Consider the following 18926-nt stretch of genomic DNA (forward strand, 5'->3'; position numbering starts at 1 on the left):
GAATTAAATAATGGAGAATTAATATATGAGCAATAAAAAAAATAATAATAGAAAAAGCCCAATGCCTCAATCTGGAGGCGGAGGAAATCAAATAATAATAGTTTTGCTTCTAACTATGGTTGTAGTTATGGCGGTTATGTATTTTCAAAAAAATCCTCAAGAGAAAGCTGTTGAATGGGATTATTCTACCGTAGTTCAAAAAGTTAAAGAAGGAGCGGTAACCGAAGTAACGATAGTCGACCAAAATATAAGAAACGGCAAAGCCTTTGAAACGGTTAACGGTAAAATAAACGAAACAAGTTTTTATTCTTTTATACCTTTTACTGCAAACGGATTTGTAGATTTGCTTATAGAAAATAATGTAAAAGTCAAAGGAGAAGAAAATAAACCGAGTTATTTTAGTATAATACTTGTTAATTTGCTTCCGATTCTTGCCATAGGATTTTTATTATGGTTTTTTATGTTTAGGCAGGTTCAAGGCTCAAATAATAGAGCTATGAGTTTTGGAAAAAGCCGAGCTAGATTATTGACTAAAGAAGATGTTAAAGTAACTTTTAAGGATGTAGAAGGATGTAAAGAAGCTAAAGAAGAATTAGTCGAAGTTGTGCAATTTTTAAAAGACCCTGTTAAATTTACTAAACTTGGCGCTAAAATACCGAAAGGCGTTTTATTGGTAGGTCCTCCAGGAACGGGTAAAACTCTTCTTGCAAAAGCGGTTGCGGGCGAGGCAAATGTTCCGTTTTTCAGCATGTCGGGTTCTGAATTTGTTGAAATGTTTGTCGGAGTAGGAGCTTCGAGAGTTAGAGATTTATTCGAGCAGGGAAAGAGAAGCGCTCCTTGTATAATATTTATAGACGAGCTTGACGCGGTTGGAAGAACGAGAGGCGCTGGATACGGAGGCGGACATGACGAAAGAGAGCAGACTTTAAACCAAATGTTAGTAGAAATGGACGGATTTAATACCGACACAAGAATAATAATATTTGCAGCGACTAACCGTCCCGATGTATTGGACCCAGCTTTACTTCGTCCTGGAAGATTCGACAGGCAAGTTGTGGTTGATTTACCCGATGTTAAAGGAAGAGAGGGAATATTTAAAGTTCATGTTTCAAAAATACAACATGACCCTTCAATAGATTTGTATCATTTAGCGAGAGCGACTCCTGGATTTTCGGGAGCGGATATTGCCAATATGGTTAATGAAGCCGCTTTAATTGCCGCAAGAAACGATAAACCGAGAGTTGAACTTCCCGATTTTGAGGAAGCGAGAGATAAAGTTATGATGGGACCAGAAAGACGAAGCATATTAATAAGCGAGAGAGAAAAATTGAATACGGCTTATCATGAAGCGGGACATACTTTAATGGCGGTTTTACTTCAAAATACCGATTCTTTGCATAAAGTGACTATTGTGCCGAGAGGAAGAAGTTTAGGCGCTACTTGGACTTTGCCATCTGACGGAAGATATACTTTACAGAGAAAAAAAGCTATAGACGAAATGTCATTACTTTTGGGAGGAAGAGTCGCCGAAGAGTTTAAATTTGGAGAAGATTCGGTTACTACGGGAGCTTCAAACGATATTGAAAGAGTGACGGAAATGGCAAGAAGGATGGTTTGCGAATGGGGAATGAGTAAGCTTGGACCAATCGCTTTTGGACAGAAAGAACAGCCTATATTTTTAGGAAAAGAGATTGCAAGACATAAAGATTATAGCGAAGAGACAGCTCAAAAAATAGACGAAGAAGTTCATAGATTTGTTATGAAAGCTTATGAAAGAACTCAAAGACTTCTTAAAGAAAATTCTGATAAGTTTGAAAGTTTAGCGAAGGAATTATTTGAAAAAGAATCTTTGGATATAGAAGATATAGAGAGAATATGCGAAGTTAAACTTGATAGAGTAAAAGATAAACTCGTATATGCAGGAAAGGACCCTAAAAGAGGAACGGATGAACTTGAAGATAGCGATTATCAAGATAGAGATGTAAAAAGCGTTAAGGAAGAGGTTTTTAATAGCCCGCTTAAAACCGTTAAAAAAAGCGAAGACGAAGAAAAGTCTGCTAAAATGATAAAAAAAACTACTTCAATGAAAAAAATTAATCCGAAGAAAAAGAAAGAAGAATAAAAATAAATGTTTCATTAATTACCGTAGTATTTATTAATATTGCGGTAATTTTTATTTAACTGTTTTTATAAATAATTTTTAATGTTAACTTTATTTATATTTTTTACTTTATAAAAAATTGTTATTGCAATTGATAATGCGACAAGTCGGGCAAAAGCCAAACAACCCATAAAAACCTTTTACTTTTTTAATATAAATAAAAACCTCTAAAACCTTAAACTAACGAACAACAAAAAAAAGAAGCTCGCCCATTTCAGACAAGCTCCTTCAATAATATAAAAAAAGAATTTTCTAACCGCAACCTAAAAACCGCAACTTAAACCCTCAACTTTTATAAACTACTTTATCAAACCCTCACTGCAAGCAAAAACTACTTACAATGAGGAGTTTAACAAAATTTATTAATAATTGATTGACTTATATTTTACAATTATTATTGTCCTAAATTATTATCCCACTTTATTTTTTTAAGTAAAATTTTATTAAAATTATTTACTTTGCGTTAGTTGAAACAAACTCTCCATTTGTCATAATGAACTTAAACATATACGGTTCATAAAAAGTAGCTGGCTCAAATTTAAGTTTCACTATAGCATTAGTTTTGTCTTCAATAGAAGTTTCGATTGAATAAGAATCTCCAAAACTTTGCCAAGTAGTTTTTATTAGTTCATTAAAGTTACTATAGAATTTGTCTTTAGATATTAAATTATCTTTACTGCCTTCCTTACTATTAGTGAAAACTAAATAATTATTGCTATCTTTGCTAAGTTCGGGATTAAAATCAAATTGAATTTTTTGCTCTTTATTTTTATCGCCAAACAAGTCTTTGTCATTGTCAATTTTACCTGCACCACTTAATTGTTTTGCAAAGTCATTAGTGCCGATATTAGTTTGCATTTTTCCAATATAAATATTCGCCGTTTCGGTATATTTAGTAATCGGAGTAGACGAATTTGGAGTTAGAGAAAAAGTTAAAGTTGCAAAATTGGAAACCGCTGCTTTTTTTGTATCTAAATCAACATTCGTTAACTTCAAAGTATTATTCTCAATTAAGAAATTGTCTTTTTTTATGCTGTCATTCATATCGTTTGTTGCATCGATTACTACATCTGATACAGTTGCGTCTGCATAATCAAATCGCAAAGAAATTCCTTGAACCGTGTCTTTTCCGTTAGTTGAAATAATCAGCAAATTCCCAATACTCATATTAGGATTTTGTGGCGTTGGGTCTCCTCCGCCTCCGCTTTTTCTACAGCTTACCGCGAATAATGATAATACCGCTATCATTATTACTAAAATTTTTAAAATGTTTTTGTTAGTCATGATGACTCTCCTTTATAATTTAATTTTAAATGAACAAGCTTTTGAGCTTGAGGATTTACCAAATAAAAAGCCTGCAAGGTTGCAAGCCAAATAAAATATAATTTCGTTAAAGTTGTAATAAAAAGTTTTGCAGTGAAAAAATAAACTACAAGCGAAGTAAGTTTTAAGACATAGTAAGGGCGTCTCGCGTCTCGCGTCTCGCGTCTCGCGTCTCGCGTCTCGCGTCAATCACATTATTCAAAGTTAAACACCTCAATTCCGAATTTTTAGTTCGGCGATTTATTTGAGAAAAATATAACATAAACAAAATAAATGTCAAGCTATTTATCGCGCAAATTTTCATTTTCCATCCCATTTTTCTGAAATATTAATAAATCTTTTAATTTTTATCATACATTTAATACATTTTCACTCTTTCAATTAAAAAAAATCTATAAACATTATACATTTTTTTTACTTAATTTATCGGATTATAATTTTATAAATTTAAATCAAATCATAATAATTTTTATAAATTCAATATTAATTATAATAATCTATATAAATTAAATATTAATCATAAGTCAAATAAATTTATTCTTTTAATATATTAATAAGATAATAAACTTTTTAAAAAGTAAACTAATTTTTATACTTCTTCATTGCAATTTTACCAATTCGTCATTGCGAACGAAGTGAAGCAATCCAAAAATAATAAAATCTCTATTCGCTGTATTGCTTTCAAATCCTCGTTTCAAAATGGACGCCTTCGACAAATGACAATTTTCATTATGCATATAGTAAAAATCAATTTTAAGGAAAATCTAAATAAATGCTTGTTTTTTATATTTTTTACTATATAATAACTATATTTAGAAATTAATTGCTTTGGCATAAGAGTTGAAAAATGAGGGAATGCTTTTTTATATTTATATCGTTCATTATATTTGGAATGAATTTATTTTCGCAAATAATGACTCCTGAAAAAGTCGTTAGTATGATTTCAAATAGATTTGCAACTATAGACAATTTTTACGCCGCTTTTGCCGAAAGAAATGGAAACAGAATCAATTACGGAAATATAATTTCAAAAAATCCAAATCTTTTTAAGTTGGAATATTCTGCAGGCACTAACGGACAACAAATTTATTGCGATGGTAAAACTTTATGGATAATATTTCCTAAAAAAAATATAGTGAGCGAACAGACATTAAATTATGGAGATACGGGAGCGATTTATACTAAAGCGGGAATTTCAAGATTAACTTCAAAATATAATGTAAATTTTTATAAAGAGAGGGAATTAAAACCTGTAAAAAGTTTTGACGGGAAGGAATTAAATATAGCGGGTTATGATAGTTCTTATTATACGGCGGAAGATAATAGACTCGCTTATCACATGCTTTTAACTCCAAAACAGGCAAGCGTTGACAGAACAGGATTTCCGATTATACATTTATGGGTTGACGGAGACGGAATGATTATAAGAATATTAGGAATATCTGCTATAAATACTCCCGTAGAATATTTATTTACTTCGATTAGATACAACTTGAAACTTGAAGATAAGATTTTTACTCCCGAAATACCCGAAGAGATGCAAGTTTTAAAAGACGGTTTAGTTCCGAATAATTAAGTAAAAATTGTTAAGCAGAAGGATTTTTATGGAAACTGTAGGTGAAATATTAAAAAATGCCCGTGAAAAAAAAGGACTTACTATAGAGTCGCTTGAGAAAAAGACTCGCATAGTATCAAGATATATAGAAGCTTTAGAAAACAACGAATTTGATAAATTGCCAGGCGAAATATATGTAAAAGGTTTTATTAAAACTATAAGCGATAAATTATTGTTGGACTCCGATAAAGTTTTAGAAAGATATAATTTGCAAATAAACGAAGATAGATTTGAAGAAGATTTATATAAATCCGACAAAAACGCAAAGCCAACAAAAAAAGAGAAAGAATCAAAAACAAAGAAAGAAAAAAAAATTGAAGATAGCGCTATTTCTTCTTCAGAAGCTACAAATATAGAAATAAAAAAAGCCGCTATTTCAAATGTAAACGAAGAATTTAATAAAGTAAAACCAAAAATACGAAGCAATATAAGTAATGCAGAATCCGATTTACTTGCAACAACAAGAAGAGATTTAGACAGATTGAGAAGTAGAAGAAAAAGTTTTCCAATAGTTCCCATTATAGTCGTTCTTGCAATATTGGTTATTTTGCTGGTTATATTTGTATCTTTTAGTGGAATAATAGGAAGAAAAAATAATAACGATAACAGAAAAAACGAAGTTGAAATAGTTAGAAATATAGTTAATAATAGCGTATCGAGACAGAATGTTAAATCGGGAGATATTATAAATTTTAAACCTCTTGGAATATCTGCAAATATTAAATTTAATTCTATAGGAAACGCTATACATTTAAATATTAACGGGCAGGATTTAACTTTATCAAAAGGAAGTCCTATAATATTAGATTTAAGCGGAAACGGAATTGACGATTTTAAGATTAGCGTTATAGAAATTTACGATAATTTAGCTACCGTTGAAATGGAAAAACTTGAAGAAAATCAAATGATAAACGCGGGCATTGTCTATAGCAATAATAATTTTAGTAATAATATTCAAAATACAACCGCTATAGCTTCTAATTTTCAAGTAATTGACGGCGATACTTATATAATGAGAAATGTTGAAAAAGAAGATATTAAAATTGAAATAACTGCAAAACAATTTGTTTATGTTAGATATTTTATAGATTCGGGCGCGCCAGCGACTCAAAATTTATTAAGCGGAAAAACTATAAATTTGACTGCAAGCGATGTTATAATGCTTACTATAGGAAATGCGGGAGAAGTTATAGTTAAAGTTAATGGAAATATTGTAAATGTCGGAGAAGCGGGCGAGACTGTAAATAAAACTATAAAATGGATTAAAGATATTGGCGATTCTACAAAATATAATTTAATTATGTCCGATACGAGATAGAATTTTTTATTTATATTTTATTTAAATTAAATTACAAAAGGAAAGCATATTGCATAATATATATTTACAAAATTTGGGATGCGAAAAAAATACAGTTGATGGCGAGCATATATTAGCCATAGTTAAAAATAAAGGATATAATATTATAGATAATCCCGAAGAAGCGGATATTATAATAATAAATACTTGCGCTTTTATTGAAGATTCTAAAAAAGAGTCGATTGATTCTATATTCGAGCATTCGATTTATAAAAAATATGGAAAATGCAAAAGGCTTATAGTTTCAGGTTGCATGAGCGAAAGATATAAAGAAAATTTTTTAGAAATGTTCAAAGAAGTCGATTCTGCAATAGGAATTCATAATCTTAATAATATATTGGATGCTATAGAAAAAGACGGATTTCATAACGCTGAAGAAAATCTTTCTTATAAAGAATATAACGAAAGAATAAATACGGGAAGTTTGCATAGCGCATATATAAGAATAAGCGATGGTTGTCATGCGAATTGTAGTTTTTGCGCCATTCCAAGCATAAGAGGAAAACATAGAAGTCGAAAAATTGAAGATATAGTTAAAGAAGTTAAAAATTACTCTCAAAACGGAGTTAAAGAGATTAATTTAATAGCTCAAGAAACAACTTATTATGGATACGATTTATATAAAAAATTGGCTTTACCCAATTTGCTTAAAAGTTTATCGGAAGTAGAAGGAATTGAATGGATAAGAGTTTTATATCAAAATCCCGTTATTTTAACCGACAAAATAATAGAATCTTTTTTTAAAATTGATAAAGTTTTGCCTTATTTCGATATTCCTTTGCAACATGTCGATAAAAATATATTAAAAGATATGAATAGAGGAAACAGAGGATATAAATTTTATAGAAATATGATTGATAAAATTCGTAAGTTTGACGATAATGCCGTTATAAGAACTTCTTTTATAGTCGGATTTCCAGGTGAAACTTCAGAGAGTTTTAAGAAGCTTTTAAAATTTATTAAAAACGCTAAAATCGATAGAGTAGGCGTATTTACATATTCAGAAGAGGACGGAACGGATGCTTTGCTTATAAATAAAACTAAAATTAGCAAACGAAAAAAATTATTTTTGAGAGAAAAATTAATGAAAACGGCGATTGAAGTTTCGGAAGAGAGATTATCAAGATTTATTGGAAAAACTATAGATGTTTTGATTGAAAAAAAAGAAGACGATAAATTTATAGGAAGAAGCATTTATGACGCGCCAGAAGTTGACGGATATGTTGAAGTTTATAACGGAAATGATAATATAAAAGCGGGAGATATTATTAAAGTCGATATAAAACATAATACCGAATACGATTTAATAGGCGATTATATTAATTGATTTTAGTTTTAAGAATATTGGGAGTAAATTAAATAAAATGAAGAAAAAGATAAACGATAACGAATATTCGAGCAGAGAAGACGCTTTTAGAGTTTATTTCGATACAGTTACAAAAATAGTCTATACTTTAAATCTCATATCCGATAAAAACGATATGACAAGAAGATTATCAAATAATATAGACAGAACTTTAGGCTATGAAGAAGAGATGATTTCAAATAATGAAAAAACTATAAATAATAATAATAACGAAGTCGGATTATTAATTAATTCTTTGAAAGTAGATTTAAAAAAAATAGATTCTTTTAAGAAATATAATTTTAATATAGAGAGATTTATTGAAGAGATTGATTTAAATACTGACGAAAGGTTTATATTATATTGCCTTATAGTTTATACGATTTACGGAGATTCTATGTCGGCAATTTCAGTTAGAAGAATTTTAGAACTTATAAGCATCGACTCCGACATTTATATAAATAAATATAATTATTTTGAAAATGACGGAAAATTAATGTCTTCAGGAATATTGACTCTATCGCATGAACCTTATCCGAGTATAGGTTTGCTTGAAGTAACAAATACTTTAGTGACTTTTATTAACTCTAAAATAGTTTTTGCATTTTTAGAAAAAGATAAATACGATATTATATCTGAAATTATTAACGCGGAAAATATAAATAATTCTGTAATCATAGATATTAAAACGGGAGCGAGAAAAAAAGCGACAAAAGAATTCAATATTTTAACGCCAAAAGAAATTGTAAATGAATTAAATAAAACTGTAATAGGGCAGGACGAAGCTAAAAAAGCTTTATCCGTTCACGCGTATTTGCATTGCTTAAGAATAAACGGAAATAAAGATATTCCTTTTCGCTCGAATATACTTATGATAGGTCCCACTGGAGTCGGTAAAACATATTTGGTAAAAACTTTAGCCGAAATATTGGGGCTTCCATTTTCAAGAGCGGATGTTACCACTCTTACTGAAACGGGGTATGTTGGAGATGATGTCGAAGTAGTTCTTTATAATTTATATAGAAAAGCTAACGGTGATTTAGATAAGGCTCAATACGGTATAGTATTTTTAGACGAAATTGATAAGATAGCTAAGGCGGAGCCTCATCAATCTACTACGGGCAATCCTTCCGATAAAGCGGTTCAGGAGGCTTTACTTTCTATGATGAATGGAGAGGATATAAGAGTTCCCGAGTTTGGAGATAGAAGAATGATGCATTCGAGCGATGGAATTATTATGAATACGAAAAATATATTATTCATATTCGGAGGGGCTTTCATAGGATTGGAAGATATAATAAAAATGAGATTGAAAGGCGAAAGCGGTCTTGGTTTCGGTTCTAACGCTATTTTAAATAAAAATAAATTGCAAAAAAATAGAATATTAAGTCAAGTGGATGTTAAAGATGTGGAAAAATACGGTATGATACCAGAATTCATAGGAAGAATACCTATAATAGTTACTCTTAACGAACTTACTAAAGATAATTTGAAAGATATTTTAATTAAAACTTCAGAATCGCCGATTAAAAAATATGTAGATTTTTTTAATAGCATAGGAAAAAAATTAATATTAACCGATGACGCTATAAATTATATAGTCGATAGAGCTTCGGGAATGGATATGGGAGCGAGAGCATTAAAAAGTATAGTCGAAACGGCAATGGTTAATATATTATTTAATTTGGACGGAATAAAAGGAAATTCTCTAACTTTAACGAGAGACGATATTGAAGAAGTATTTAATAAAAAAGAAACTGTAATTTCAAATAAAGAAGATATATTAAAAAAATCTAATATTAATATTGCGAAAAAAGACGATAAAAACTATATGGCTTGATTTTACTTTATATATATTTTTTTGTTATATATAGTATAAATAATTGAAAGTAAAACAAGATAGAAAATAAAGTTATAAATTTAGAATTGGAGTTTGCAGAAGATGGAAATAAAAGAAAAAGAATCGCTCAAAGATTATGAGTTAATAGAAGAATATAAAAAAGGCAATAATGAAGCTTTAGATATATTATTAACGAGATATAAAAATTATATTTTTAATATATCTTATCGCTTTATGCATAATTATGAAGACGCTATGGATTTAACGCAGGATGTTTTGATTCGCGTTTATAAAGCGATAGGAAGATATGAAGAGCGAAATTATTTTAAGGGTTGGCTATACAGAATAATAAGCAATACGGCTATAAATATGTATACAAAAGCCTATAGAAGAGAATCGCCTTATCTTGAAAAATTAGATATTGTTGACGATAAAAGATATAACACGGAAAAAGAATATGAAAGAGTTTATTTGCAGGGAAAAATTTATAGCGCTTCTATGAAATTGAAAGGAAAGCAAAGGGATGTGTTTATATTGAGATATTATGAAAATTATTCGTATAAGGAAATTGCAAATATACTTAATATTTCAAGCGATTCGGCTAAAAGCAATTATTCTTATGCGCTTAAAAAAATGAAATCTTTATTAGAAAAAGAAAGGACTCTTTTATGAAACTATATGAGATTATGAAATTTAAAAACAGAATTGAAAAAAGAAAATCTTATTTTGAGTTGCCAACTTTACCCGATAGAGAATGGCAGCATCTTTTAAGCATAGCTAGAATTGAAAAAACTAACGATATTAAAGATTATAATATTGCAGATAAATTATATTCTTTTATGTGTTCTAAAAAACTTTCATTTGTTTTATCTATAGCCATAATTGTGGCTTTAATGTTTTCTCTGTTGTTTTCAAATGCCGTAAATGAAAATAATAATACGGCTTCAAATAATAGAGTAAATGCTCCTATAGTTAATATTTCTAATAATAGTTTTATTTGATTTATAAATATGTAATTATAGGTTTTTAAATATTTGTATATTAAATTTCTTATTAAAACCGATAATTATAATAAATTTATATTTTCTTACTTGAATAAATAATATATTAAATATATAATAGATTAAGTTATAAATTAGGATAACAATTATGTGGCAATTTCATTTAACCAGAAGAGCTAAAGTAGTTATAGATTTTTACTCTCAAGAAGAAGCGAAAAGATTAAATCATGACCAAGTGACTCCCGAGCATGTTTTATTGGGTTTGCTTCGAGAACCTGAATCTATAGCCATAAAATCTTTAAGAAATTTAAAAGTAGATTTGGATAAACTTAAAATAGAATTGGAAACTTCAATGGCTAAATCTTCTTCAAATACGAAATTATTTGGACAAATTCCAACCTCTCCAAGAGTTCAAAGATTAATAGCTTTTTCTGCGGAAGAAGCGAAAGCATTCGGACATAATTATATCGGAACGGAACATTTGCTTTTAGGATTATTGAGAGAAGAAAACGGAGTAGCTTATAATGTTCTTACAAGTTTAGGAATAGAGTTAAATTCTCTAAAACAGGAAATAATGAAAGTAATCGGAGTAGTAGGAGTAGCCGCCACAAATTCAAACGAACAAGCTCATCAAGATGAAGTTGTAAGAAAAGTAAAAACTCCCACTTTAGACCAATTTGCAAGAGACTTGACAAAACTTGCAAGAGAAAAAGCATTAGATAAAGTTATAGGAAGAGAAAACGAAGTAATGCGAGTCGTTCAAATTTTATCAAGAAGAAAGAAAAATAATCCAATACTTTTAGGCGAGCCTGGAGTCGGCAAAACCGCTATAGTCGAAGGATTAGCAGAAAAAATTGTGGAAACCGATGTTCCCGATATTCTTCTTAAAAAGAGAGTTTTAACTTTAGATTTGTCTTCCGTAGTCGCTGGAACAAAATATAGGGGAGAATTTGAAGAGAGAATAAAAAATATAGTTATGGAGATAAAAAAAGCGAATAATATAATAATATTTATAGACGAACTTCATACTATAATCGGAGCTGGCGGTGCGGAAGGCGCTCTGGATGCCGCCAATATGTTAAAACCCGCTCTTTCAAGAGGCGAGATTCAATGTATTGGAGCTACTACAATTAACGAATATAAAAAATATATAGAAAAAGACGGCGCTTTGGTTAGAAGATTTCAGCCTGTTAATGTAGAAGAGCCTAATATCGAAGACGCTATTGAAATATTAAACGGAATTAAACCGCAATATGAAGAACATCATAATGTAAAATATACTAACGAAGCAATAAATGCGGCGGTAGTTTTAAGCAAAAGATATATAACCGAAAGATATTTACCCGATAAAGCTATAGATTTGATAGACGAAGCAGGCTCAAGAGCGAGATTAATTAATATGACAAGACCTCTTGAATTAAAAGATATTGAAGAAGAAATAAAAAAACTTGACGAAGAAAAACAGAAATTTGCAGAAAGCCAAAATTTTGAAGAAGCGGCTCGTTTAAGAGACGAAGTTCGTTCTTTGCAAGATAAACTTTCAGAAAAACAAGAAAAATGGAGGAGCGAAAGAGATAAAATTCAAACATTAATCGAAGAAGACGATATAAGAAATGTAATATCCGAAATAACAAATATTCCCGTAAAAAGATTATTAAATTCCGAAAGCAAAAGATTAATAGGCATGGAAGAAGAATTGCATAAAAAAGTAGTAGGGCAGGAAGAAGCGATTTCTTCAATTTCTAAAGCGATAAGAAGAAGCAGAGCGGGATTAAAATCTTCAAAAAGACCTTTGGGAAGTTTTATATTTTTAGGACCTACGGGAGTCGGTAAAACCGCTTTGGCAAAAGTTTTGTCGGAATTTATGTTTGGAAATAGTGAGGCTTTAATAAGAATAGATATGAGCGAGTTTATGGAAAAATTCGCCGTTAGCAGACTTATAGGAGCGCCTCCAGGATATATAGGTTATGAAGAAGGCGGCGGACTTACCGAAAAAGTGAGAAGAAAACCTTATTCTTTAATATTGTTTGACGAAATAGAAAAAGCTCATCCCGATGTGACGAATATACTTTTGCAAGTTTTGGAAGAAGGACAGCTTACCGATAATTTCGGAAGAAAGGTTGATTTTTCAAATACGATAATTATAATAACGAGTAATCTTGGAGCGAGAGATATTGTTAAAGGAAGTTCTTTAGGATTTAATGCCATAGGAAGCGAAAAAGACGCTAATGATATAAAGAATTTTGCTTTAGAAGAATTGAAACAGAATTTTAATCCCGAGTTCTTAAATAGAATAGACGATATTATAGTTTTTCATACTCTTACGAAAGAAGATTTAAAAGAGATTATAGATATAATGCTTAAAGAATTGAACGAATCGATTAAAGAAAGAAATATAATAATTAATTTAACTGACGAAGCTAAACTTTATATAATCGACAAAGGTTTTGATAAAAAATACGGAGCGAGAAGTTTAAGAAGAGCGATACAGAAAGAGATTGAAGATTATATAAGCGGCGAGATTTTATTCGGACATATAGATGACGGAGATATTATTAATGTCGATAGTCATGGAAATTCTTTAATGTTTTCTTATATTAAGTGCGCTAAAGCAGAAGATAAAGAATTATCGAAAAGTTGATTTTTAATTTTTTTAATTCATAAAAATATTATTATTTTGATAGCTTTAACCTAATTATTAATATTTAAAATTATAATTTTTTTTAATTTAACGCTTGACTTATTTTTAATATATTGTATAATTTTAACTATGTTAAATAAAAATGAAATACTAAAAACAATAAATTCTGCAGCAGCTCAGCTCAGCTCAGCTCAGCTCAGCTCAGCTTCACTTTAAACTTTTTAAAATTTTATGTTTACTTATTAATTATAAAAACTATTATATTTATTTTGAGCTCATATTTGATAAAATCGTTTATTCAATCAAATTATTATATAACGAAAATAACGGCTTCAATAAGCTTTTATTTAAAAATATATTAAAAATGAAAGGATATATTTATGTCAAATTTTTATTGTGAATATTGCGGGAAAAAGTTTACATCTATACCGCAACTAACAAGTTCGTTTTGTCCTAAACATCCTGACGGTTTTTCTAAAGGAAAGCATAAACTTTACGAAGGAAGCGAAAAGTCTCAATATTTTTGTAAATATTGCGGAAAGAAATTTTCTTCCCTACAACCGCTTACAGCCTCATCATGTCCTCGACATCCAGATGGATTTTGTAAAGGTAAACATGCGCCAGCTTTATAAAAAATTAAAAAATAAAGGAGATTTTTATGAGCGAATATAATAACGAATATAACGAAAATCAACCAGCATCTCAAGGAATAAAACCATGGATACCTTTAATTTTGGCTTTAATATATACAGTTTCGCCAATAGATTTAGTTCCCGATTTTATTCCGATTGTCGGATGGTTTGAAGACGCTTTATTGCTTTTGGTAGGAGGACTTAACGGCATTCAAAATGGAGTATTAGAAGCTAACAGTTCATTAAGGACATTAATAAAATATTTAAAGTGGGGGCTTTTAATAATCGGCGGAATTGCAATATTGATTGTAGTTCTTTTGGTAGTGTTGGTATTTAAAGTCGTGACTAAATAAATAATTAAAATAGATAGATAGAAGGAGAATAAAAATGGAAAACCTAACTAATGAAGAAAAAGATTATTATGAGCTTTTGGCAGATATGCTTGACGATGGCATTATAGACGGTAGCGAAAGAGATTTATTAAACAAACGAAAAGAAAAATATCAAATATCGGACGAAAGAGCAAAGGAAATAGAGGATTTTGCAAAGCAGGAATATTTGGAAAGTAAAACTCCGCAATTTGAAACTGACGGCGAAAAAGATTATTACGATTTATTAGTCGATATGCTTGACGATGGAGTTATAGACGAAAGCGAAAGGAATATATTAAACAAGAGAAAAGAAAAATACGGAATTTCGGACGAAAGAGCGAAAGAACTTGAAAATTTTGCTAAAAGTTTAAATACGCAAGAACAAGGCAAGCCTATTAAAATTAAGAAAAAAGTTATTAAGAAAGTGATTATAAAAGAAAAAGAAGAAAAAGAGGATGACGATTTATTTGAACAAGGAAAATCTGATTATGAAAATGAGGAATATGATAAAGCCATAGAAATATTTAAAAAAGCGGTTGAATTAAATCCTGATAATGAATTTAATTGGAATTGGTTGGGTTGTTCATATAATAAAAACGGGCAATATAAAGAGGCTATTAACTCTTTATTAAAAGCAGTAGAATTAAATCCTAATAGTGAGGGTAATTATTATTGGTTAGGACGCTCATATAATGATAACGAACAATATAAAGAGGCTATTAACTCTTTATTGAAAGCTGTAGAATTAAATCCTGATGATGAATTTAATTGGTATTGGTTAGGAACTTCATATAATCAAAATGGGCAATATCAAGAGGCTATAAATTCATTATTAAAAGCAGTAGAATTAAATCCTGATAATGAATTTAATTGGCAGTGGTTAGGAAGTTCATATAATCAAAATGGGCAATATCAAGAGGCTATTAACTCTTTATTAAAAGCCGTAGAATTAAATCCTGATGATTATTTAAATTGGCATTGGTTAGGAAATTCATATTATGAAAATGGACAATATCAAGAGGCTATAAACTCTTTATTAAAAGCCGTAGAATTAAATCCTGATAATTATTTAAATTGGCAGTGGCTAGGACACTCATATTATTTTAATAATCAATATCAAGAGGCTATTAACTCTTTATTGAAAGCCGTAGAGTTAAATCCTGATAATGAATTTAATTGTTATTTTTTAGGACACTCATATTATTTTAATAATCAATATCAAGAGGCTATTAACTCTTTATTAAAAGCTGTAGAATTAAATCCTGATAATGAATTTAATTGGCAGTGGTTAGGAAGTTCATATTACAAAAATGGGCAATATCAAGAGGCTATAAATTCATTATTAAAAGCAGTAGAATTGAATCCTGATAGTAAATTTGGTTGGTTTGAATTAGGATGCTCATATAATCAAAATGGGCAATATCAAGAAGCTATCAATTCTTTATTAAAAGAGGTAGAATTAAATCCTGATGATTATTTAAATTGGTTTTGGTTAGGACACTCATATTATAAAAATGGGCAATATCAAGAGGCTATTAACTCTTTATTAAAAGCTGTAGAATTAAATCCTAATAGTGAGGGTAATTATTATTGGTTAGGTCGTTCATATAACGATAACAAACAATATAAAGAGGCAATAGAGTCTTTAGTTAAAGCCACTCAATTAGTTACAGATAGTCCCGAGTATTGGTATAGATTATGCATTGCATATAAAAATAATGAACAATATCAAGAAGCTATAAATTCTGGTTTAAAGGCTACGCAATTAAATCCCGATTATGCGGGTAATTGGCTTGAGTTGGGTTGTTCATATCAAAATAAAGAACAACATAAAGAAGAAATTTTAAGATTTTATAGTGGTTGTAAAATTACAAAAAGTTATAAAAATATAGAAGCGATAAATTCTTTATTAAAAGCTTCAGAACTAAATCCTAATAATGCTGCAAATTGGTGTTGGTTGGGGCGTTCATATATTACTGCTGGAAATTACCAAAATGCAATAGAGTCTTTAGTTAAAGCCACTCAATTATATCCAGATAGTTCAGAGTATTGGTATAGGCTATGTATTGCATATTGTCGTAATAACCAATATCAAGATGCTATAAATTCTGGCTTAAAGGCTACACAATTAAATCCCAATTATGCTGGCAATTGGTTTGAATTAGGTGGAGCATATAGAGATAATAAACAATACCAAAACGCAATAAATTCGTATCTAAAAGCGACTCAATTAAATCCTAACGATGACGAGTATTTTGTTTCATTAGGATGGGTTTATTATGATATGGAATTATATAAAGATGCGATGCAATCATTTATTGAAGCCTTAAAATTAAATGCTTCAAATAGTAATGCTTACTATGGAATTGGTAAAATTTTTATGGAAAGTAGCCAATATGATAAAGCTAAAGATGCAATTAAAAAAGCAATTGAATTAAATCCAAATATTAGCTTTTATAGTGACACTTTGAATTTTTTATATTATCTAAATGAAGAATATGAGGAATTTATAAAATATTCTGAAAAATCTATTGAAAATGGAAATTTCGATGAAAATAGATATGGTGATTTAGGATATGCTTATTCTATTTTTGAAGATTATGATAATGCGGTTATTTCATACGAAAAATATATAGAATTTAGAAATTTAATTAAATTTAAAATAAGTTCTTATGTTTGGAATAATTATGGCGTAGCTTTGGCAAATTTAGGAAGAATAGAAGAGGCTAGAAACGCTTATGCAAATGCCGTTAGAATAGACCCAGATAATGAAATAGCCAGAGATAATCTTAATAATATAGGATATTCAAGTAGAGGCTCTAATAATGGCGGTATTGTTTCTGGAATTTCAAGCACTATAGACGCAGTGAATGAAGTATATAAAAAGGTAGACCCCGAAGTCGTTAAAGGCGTTGTGGATATTGTAAAATATTTTTTGAAGTGAGATAAAGAATAATATTTAAAAGGAGTTTTATATGCAATATGCTTTATTATACAATAAAAAAGATAGCAAATATCATATTTATAAATCAACAAGAAAAGATATTAATATAGAAAAATTAGAATATATCTATTATAGAAATGAAAATATTTATCTATATACAAATTGTTTGGACGAAAACATTAAAAAAGGAAAGCCTATTTATATAGACATTAAAATAAATAAATATCCTTTGTGTAATGAATATATTAAAATGAATGATTTTAATAGATTTGAAAAACATACGCTTACTTTTACTCCAAAAGAAGAATATCGTAATAAACTTTATAACCCAAAGCTATATTATTATTTATATAAATTCAATAATAGAAAAGAAGCTGCTTATATCTATGCAGAAAGAAAAGTTATAATGATTTTTTCGTCATTATTTTATTCTGAAAATGAAATGTGTCATAAATGCTTTTTAGAATTTATTAGAGAAGCATGCAATGAAAATGGTTCAAATATTAGGTAAAAAGGAGATTTTATGGGATACGCTATTATACATAATTATTTTATAGGAAAAGAGGATAATATTCATCATATTTATAATGCTAATATAATATCAAATGTAGAAAATGGAATAATAATTAGAATAGGTGAGACTTCGTTATGTAAAGAAATAACTGTAACGGAAAATTTGGAACATACACTTTGGGTAAATTCTATATATCTTATAGCATCCGATATAGGAGTAAGTAAAAATTATAATTGTTATTTATATATTGAGTATCCTACTGAAAAAGATAAATATGACGGCGAAACTACTATTATGGAATATAAAGGATATGCGGAAGAAAATGATATTATTATGCTTTCTGCATTTATTGGCGAAACGGTATGTCCTGATTGTTTAGAGCGTCTAATACAAAATATATTAAGAAGAGAAGGAGAATAAAAATGCGAAAAATTTTAATTATATTTCTAATTTTAAATAGTTTAATTTTTGGAAATAATAAGGAAATAGTAAAAGAATGGAGTCAGGGAAATGTCGATTATGCTTTTTCGTCCGATGGCGATATGATTGTCGTAATTGTAGATGGAATAAGATATTTATTAATTTTATCCCCCGAATATCCTCATTTTTGGTATTTGTTTATAAGCGAATATAAGATTAAAAATAATAAATATGATTTTACGGATATTTATGTCGCTACATTGTATGAAGGCATAGGAGAGACAAAAGGAAGTTCGGCTTTCTATGTGGATAAAAAATTAGCTGTTAAATATGTTAGCGGTGAAAAAATTGAAGTTGATTTTGACGAAACTGTCAATTATTTTGTAACGAAAATCAATCCGTATATAAAAGCTATAAATACAAAATTATTTAATAAAGAAGAATTAGAATATTATAATAAATTACTTGAAAAATATAATATGTATGTAAAAGAAAATAAAAAATAATTATTATAAAATTGTTTTCGCAATATATGATAAAAGTAAAGAAAAAGTTTTAGATATTTATAATTGCGCTTTAATTTTTAAAGTAAAGATACGATAGTTTCAAATTGATTATATTATTTTTACAATTTATATAAAAAGTATATTATCGCAATAAACTATTTTATAATACGATTGCCTATTAATTTTTTATAAAAAATATTAATTAAAAGTATTTAATAAAAAACAAAAATTTAAAAATGTTTTAATATTATAATCA

Annotated in this window: 15 protein-coding genes; 14 read left to right on the forward strand and 1 reads right to left on the reverse strand. The window is 28.9% G+C overall.

The genetic code is table 11. The annotated features are described in order from the left end of the window. Positions 1-25: 25 nt before the first annotated feature. Positions 26-2122, forward strand: coding sequence for an ATP-dependent zinc metalloprotease FtsH (gene ftsH, locus EPJ79_RS01390; RefSeq protein WP_147738160.1), 2097 nt, complete (start codon positions 26-28; stop codon positions 2120-2122). 492 nt (positions 2123-2614) lie between these two features. Here ftsH and EPJ79_RS01395 read toward each other — a convergent pair whose 3' ends face one another. Beyond that, entirely contained in the window at positions 2615-3445 is an 831-nt protein-coding gene (locus EPJ79_RS01395) for a hypothetical protein (RefSeq protein ID WP_147738161.1), read from the reverse strand. Positions 3446-4397: 952 nt separating this feature from the next. Between EPJ79_RS01395 and EPJ79_RS01400 the strand changes: the two genes are divergently transcribed. The 13 genes from EPJ79_RS01400 to EPJ79_RS01460 all read left to right on the forward strand — a co-directional run bounded on the left by EPJ79_RS01400 (position 4398) and on the right by EPJ79_RS01460 (position 18670). After that, positions 4398-5060, forward strand: a complete 663-nt coding sequence (locus EPJ79_RS01400) for a LolA family protein (RefSeq protein ID WP_147526713.1) — start codon at positions 4398-4400, stop codon at positions 5058-5060. Between the two features lie 28 nt (positions 5061-5088). Next, positions 5089-6417, forward strand: a complete 1329-nt coding sequence (locus tag EPJ79_RS01405) for a helix-turn-helix domain-containing protein (protein WP_147738162.1) — start codon at positions 5089-5091, stop codon at positions 6415-6417. Between the two features lie 49 nt (positions 6418-6466). Continuing rightward, entirely contained in the window at positions 6467-7783 is a 1317-nt protein-coding gene (gene rimO, locus EPJ79_RS01410; protein ID WP_147738163.1) for a 30S ribosomal protein S12 methylthiotransferase RimO, read from the forward strand. Between the two features lie 37 nt (positions 7784-7820). After that, a complete protein-coding gene (clpX, locus tag EPJ79_RS01415; protein ID WP_147738164.1) occupies positions 7821-9641 on the forward strand; it encodes an ATP-dependent Clp protease ATP-binding subunit ClpX in 1821 nt (606 codons plus the stop codon). A 102-nt stretch (positions 9642-9743) separates the two neighbouring features. Next, positions 9744-10313 carry an RNA polymerase sigma factor gene (locus EPJ79_RS01420; RefSeq protein WP_147526677.1) on the forward strand — a complete coding sequence of 190 codons (570 nt, stop codon included), beginning with the start codon at positions 9744-9746 and terminating at the stop codon, positions 10311-10313. Next, entirely contained in the window at positions 10310-10642 is a 333-nt protein-coding gene (locus EPJ79_RS01425; RefSeq protein WP_147526678.1) for a hypothetical protein, read from the forward strand. Before EPJ79_RS01420 ends, EPJ79_RS01425 begins: the two co-directional genes overlap by 4 nt. A gap of 148 nt (positions 10643-10790) precedes the next feature. Beyond that, on the forward strand, positions 10791-13283 hold the full coding sequence (locus EPJ79_RS01430) for an ATP-dependent Clp protease ATP-binding subunit (protein ID WP_147738165.1): 2493 nt from the start codon (positions 10791-10793) through the stop codon (positions 13281-13283). A gap of 380 nt (positions 13284-13663) precedes the next feature. Beyond that, positions 13664-13915 carry a C2H2-type zinc finger protein gene (locus tag EPJ79_RS11780; protein ID WP_147738166.1) on the forward strand — a complete coding sequence of 84 codons (252 nt, stop codon included), beginning with the start codon at positions 13664-13666 and terminating at the stop codon, positions 13913-13915. A 26-nt stretch (positions 13916-13941) separates the two neighbouring features. Further along, positions 13942-14268: a YkvA family protein gene (locus tag EPJ79_RS01440; protein WP_147738167.1), complete on the forward strand. Its 327-nt coding sequence runs from the start codon at positions 13942-13944 to the stop codon at positions 14266-14268. Positions 14269-14302: 34 nt separating this feature from the next. Next, entirely contained in the window at positions 14303-17230 is a 2928-nt protein-coding gene (locus EPJ79_RS01445) for a tetratricopeptide repeat protein (protein ID WP_147738168.1), read from the forward strand. Between the two features lie 31 nt (positions 17231-17261). Then, a complete protein-coding gene (locus EPJ79_RS01450; protein ID WP_147738169.1) occupies positions 17262-17741 on the forward strand; it encodes a hypothetical protein in 480 nt (159 codons plus the stop codon). Positions 17742-17753: 12 nt separating this feature from the next. After that, positions 17754-18164: a hypothetical protein gene (locus EPJ79_RS01455; RefSeq protein WP_147738170.1), complete on the forward strand. Its 411-nt coding sequence runs from the start codon at positions 17754-17756 to the stop codon at positions 18162-18164. Positions 18165-18166: 2 nt separating this feature from the next. After that, positions 18167-18670 carry a hypothetical protein gene (locus EPJ79_RS01460; protein WP_147738171.1) on the forward strand — a complete coding sequence of 168 codons (504 nt, stop codon included), beginning with the start codon at positions 18167-18169 and terminating at the stop codon, positions 18668-18670. Positions 18671-18926: the final 256 nt, after the last annotated feature.

It is taken from the genome of Brachyspira aalborgi (assembly GCF_008016455.1).
GTDB classification, from domain to species: Bacteria; Spirochaetota; Brachyspiria; order Brachyspirales; family Brachyspiraceae; genus Brachyspira; species Brachyspira aalborgi.

What these genes read in the sequence shown, in the direction of transcription:
- EPJ79_RS11780 (WP_147738166.1), top strand. Translation starts at nt 13,664, where the DNA reads ATGTCAAATTTTTATTGTGAATATTGCGGGAAAAAGTTTACATCTATA.
- ftsH (WP_147738160.1), top strand. Translation starts at nt 26, where the DNA reads ATGAGCAATAAAAAAAATAATAATAGAAAAAGCCCAATGCCTCAATCT.
- EPJ79_RS01405 (WP_147738162.1), top strand. Translation starts at nt 5,089, where the DNA reads ATGGAAACTGTAGGTGAAATATTAAAAAATGCCCGTGAAAAAAAAGGA.
- EPJ79_RS01440 (WP_147738167.1), top strand. Translation starts at nt 13,942, where the DNA reads ATGAGCGAATATAATAACGAATATAACGAAAATCAACCAGCATCTCAA.
- EPJ79_RS01425 (WP_147526678.1), top strand. Translation starts at nt 10,310, where the DNA reads ATGAAACTATATGAGATTATGAAATTTAAAAACAGAATTGAAAAAAGA.
- EPJ79_RS01400 (WP_147526713.1), top strand. Translation starts at nt 4,398, where the DNA reads ATGACTCCTGAAAAAGTCGTTAGTATGATTTCAAATAGATTTGCAACT.
- EPJ79_RS01455 (WP_147738170.1), top strand. Translation starts at nt 17,754, where the DNA reads ATGGGATACGCTATTATACATAATTATTTTATAGGAAAAGAGGATAAT.
- EPJ79_RS01395 (WP_147738161.1), bottom strand. Translation starts at nt 3,445, where the DNA reads ATGACTAACAAAAACATTTTAAAAATTTTAGTAATAATGATAGCGGTA.
- clpX (WP_147738164.1), top strand. Translation starts at nt 7,821, where the DNA reads ATGAAGAAAAAGATAAACGATAACGAATATTCGAGCAGAGAAGACGCT.
- EPJ79_RS01450 (WP_147738169.1), top strand. Translation starts at nt 17,262, where the DNA reads ATGCAATATGCTTTATTATACAATAAAAAAGATAGCAAATATCATATT.
- EPJ79_RS01445 (WP_147738168.1), top strand. Translation starts at nt 14,303, where the DNA reads ATGGAAAACCTAACTAATGAAGAAAAAGATTATTATGAGCTTTTGGCA.
- EPJ79_RS01430 (WP_147738165.1), top strand. Translation starts at nt 10,791, where the DNA reads ATGTGGCAATTTCATTTAACCAGAAGAGCTAAAGTAGTTATAGATTTT.
- EPJ79_RS01460 (WP_147738171.1), top strand. Translation starts at nt 18,167, where the DNA reads ATGCGAAAAATTTTAATTATATTTCTAATTTTAAATAGTTTAATTTTT.
- EPJ79_RS01420 (WP_147526677.1), top strand. Translation starts at nt 9,744, where the DNA reads ATGGAAATAAAAGAAAAAGAATCGCTCAAAGATTATGAGTTAATAGAA.